General features: G+C 30.6%; 3 protein-coding genes and 1 other annotated feature. All 3 genes read left to right on the top strand.

The window, feature by feature from the left end; translation table 11 throughout:
- Window positions 1-64: 64 nt before the first annotated feature.
- A complete protein-coding gene (locus Q0W06_RS19420) occupies window positions 65-1,231 on the top strand; it encodes an iron-containing alcohol dehydrogenase (protein ID WP_297639783.1) in 1,167 nt (388 codons plus the stop codon).
- A 147-nt stretch (window positions 1,232-1,378) separates the two neighbouring features.
- Window positions 1,379-1,636 (top strand) — a binding site (T-box leader).
- Between the two features lie 119 nt (window positions 1,637-1,755).
- Window positions 1,756-2,295, top strand: coding sequence for a tryptophan transporter (locus Q0W06_RS19425; RefSeq protein WP_297639787.1), 540 nt, complete (start codon window positions 1,756-1,758; stop codon window positions 2,293-2,295).
- 206 nt (window positions 2,296-2,501) lie between these two features.
- Window positions 2,502-3,537, top strand: a 1,036-nt coding sequence (locus tag Q0W06_RS19430; protein WP_297639790.1) for an N-acetylmuramoyl-L-alanine amidase, incomplete at its 3' end; no start/stop codon positions are given.

The following is a 3,537-nucleotide window of genomic DNA, read 5'->3' on the forward strand; positions in this document are numbered from 1 at the left end:
TATGGTAAAATAAATTTGTGGAAAGTTAAAAGTAAATTAAATATAGGTAGGGGGAATTTGAAATATGGCACGTTTTACATTACCACGAGACTTATATCATGGTAAAGGTTCTTTAGAAGTTTTAAAGAGCATTAAAGGAAAGAAAGCTATGATAGTTGTTGGTGGAGGTTCAATGAAAAAATTTGGTTTCCTAGATAAAGTTAAAAGTTACTTAGAGGAAGCTAAAATAGAAGTTCAAACTTTTGAAGGAGTAGAACCAGACCCATCTGTTGAAACAGTTATGAAGGGCGCTGAAGCTATGAGGAAATTCCAACCTGATTGGATAGTTGCTATGGGCGGTGGTTCACCAATAGATGCAGCAAAAGCTATGTGGATTTTCTACGAATATCCAGACTTTACTTTTGAAGAAGCAGTAGTTCCATTTGGACTACCAGAGCTTAGACAAAAGGCGAAATTTATAGCAATTCCATCTACTAGTGGAACAGCTACAGAAGTAACAGCATTTTCAGTTATAACTAACTATACTGAAAAAATAAAATATCCATTAGCTGACTTTAATTTAACACCTGATATAGCAATAGTAGATCCAGAGCTTGCACAGACAATGCCAAAGAAACTAGTTGCACATACAGGAATGGATGCTTTAACACATGGAATAGAAGCTTATACAGCAAGTTTAAGATCAAACTTTTCAGATCCACTTGCAGCAAAAGGAATTAAAATGGTAGTAGATCATCTTATAAATTCATATAATGGTGATACGAGTGCAAGAGAAGAAATGCATGATGCCCAATGTTTAGTTGGAATGGCATTTTCAAATGCATTACTTGGAATAGTTCATTCAATGGCACATAAAACAGGAGCAGTATTCCACATACCACATGGATGTGCAAATGCAATATTCCTGCCATATGTAATCCAGTATAATAGAAAGAACTGTGAAGATAGATATGCAGCTTTAGCTAGAATGTTAAAATTAGATGGAGAAACTGATAGTGAATTAACAGATTCTCTAATTAAAATGATAGATGACTTAAATACTGAACTTCAAATCCCTCATACAATGAAGGAATATGGAGTTGCAGAAGAAGACTTTAAAAATAACTTAGAATTTATATCTCACAATGCAATTTTAGATGCATGTACAGGATCTAATCCAAGAGAAATAGACCATAAGACTATGGAAAAATTATTTACTTGTGCTTACTATGGGCATAAAGTAGACTTTTAAAAGCTCACAATTACTAAAAACTTCATATACACATTAAACTAAAAAGGCTATTGTTACTGATAGCCTTTTTTTATCATTTTCAATTAAAATTAAAAAAAGTGTAGCATTTAATTTAATATTGTATATAATAGAGTAAATAGATAATACAAATAGTCATTGAAGAGGAAGAGTAATTAAATTTAGCTTTAATAAAGAGAGTTTAGGGTGGTGGAATCTAAGCAAGAAGAGATTTAATGAATGGGCCTTTGAGATATAATAAGAAATCTAAAGAAATTTAGAGAGTAAAGATTATTGGGAGTCTCCCATTATAGAGACTAGAACATGATAGTGTTTGAAAAGAGAGGTGTTTTTATTATACATAAAAATACAATTTAGGTGGCAACGCGGAATATTTTCGTCCTATGTTTTAATACATAGGGCGTTTTTTTATTGCCCAAATAAATTAAAGGAGGTGAAAGAGATGGAGTGAAGTGAATGGAAAAAAGAGATAAAAGAAAAAATATTAAATAAAGGAAGGATAGATTATGAGAAATTCAAAAACGAAAAAAATGGTATTAAACGCATTATTAATAGGAATTGGAGCTTTACTTCATCAGCTTACACCAGCCCTTGGTTTGCCAATGCAACCAGACTTTGCTTTAGCAATGCTTTTTATAGTAATAATATTAAATGATGGAGACTATAAAACTTCATTAGTTTGTGGAATAGTTACAGGAGTCTTTACTGCTTTAACAACAAAGTTTCCGGGGGGACAAGTACCTAATATGATAGATAAAGTAATAACAGTTCAGGTGGTTGTATTTATGTTATATACAATGAGAAAGATAAAGTTTTTAAGTAAGATAGATTTATTTAAAAGAAAACTTATAGAAGCTATTGTTATATTATCAGTAGGAACATTAGTAAGTGGAGTTGTTTTTATAACATCAGCAAGTATATTAGTAGGACTTCCAGCACCTTTCTTAGCTTTATTTACAACGGTAGTATTACCGGCAGTTTTAATTAATAGTGTAGCAGGAGTATTTTTATTTAAAATAGTAGAAAAATCATTGAGATTAGCTTAATTTAAAATATAAATTATATAAAAGTTAGAGAGAAAAAGTGATATGAAAGTATCACTTTTTTTTATAGATATAAAAGTGAAAAAAGGATAAATTGCTATTTATTTCCTTATAATAATTGAAAATAGGAAGAGAATATTTTATAATTAAAATGTTAATAAAAAATGAATTAAGAGTGAATAAAAAGAAAATGGGGGGATAAAGGGTAAATGAATAGAAAAAAGTTAAATAATATTATAAAAGTAACAATTATGACTATAGCTATGTCTGGAATTAGTTTATTTGCTGGAAGCTTTGATGCAAGTGCTAGCCAGAATTTAGAAAGAGAATTTACAGAAATAATAGATAAATATAAAAATGAAAAAGTAGTAGTCGAAGATGGAATATCATTAAGAAGAGGTGAAAGCCTAAACCTTTCACAATATAAAGGCTGGGAACTTTCAAATGAAAATACTTTAGAAATTGATGAAAGTGGAATAGCAAAAGTTAAAGATTCAGGAACTGTGTTTTTAAGCAATAAAATAGGGGACAGTGTTTATGTTGTAGAAGTATATGTACCAAGTGTAGTAAAAGAGAATTATAATTTAAAAAATACAGTTGTAGATAGAAACTACTATAAAGTATTCCTTGATCCAGGACATGGTGGAGCAGATAATGGAGCAGCAGGAAATGGATTATTAGAAGATGAATTAACACTTCAAATATCTTTAAAGCTTAGAGACAAGCTTAAAGAAAAAGGTATTGAAGTAAAAATGAGTAGAGAAAGTGATGTATATGTAGGACTAGGAGAAAGAGCTGAAATAGCAAATGCATATGGAGCAGATCTTTTCCTTTCACCACATATAAACTCATTTACATCATCTAGCGCAAAAGGAATAGAAACATATTATCATACGGATAAAAGTACTCATAGACCACTGAGTAGTAACATACAAGAAAATGCAATAAAAGAAACAGGTGCAGCAAATAGAGGAGTAAAAACAGCAAACTTTGCGGTACTTAGAGAAAGCAGTATGCCTTCAGCATTATTTGAATCAGGATTTATAAGTAATCCAGAAGAAGCAGCTAAATTAAGGACAAGCGAATATCAAAATAAATTAGCAACAGCTTTAGCAGATGGAGTAGAAAGATATTTAAAAGATAATATTAAATTAAATGGTAGTGAAGTACAACCACCAGAAGAGCCAACACCACCAACAACAAATCCATCAGAAACAAAAACAGGAACAATAACAGCAAGTAGCC

The organism is uncultured Clostridium sp. (assembly GCF_947072515.1).
Taxonomy (GTDB): Bacteria; Bacillota; Clostridia; order Clostridiales; family Clostridiaceae; genus Clostridium.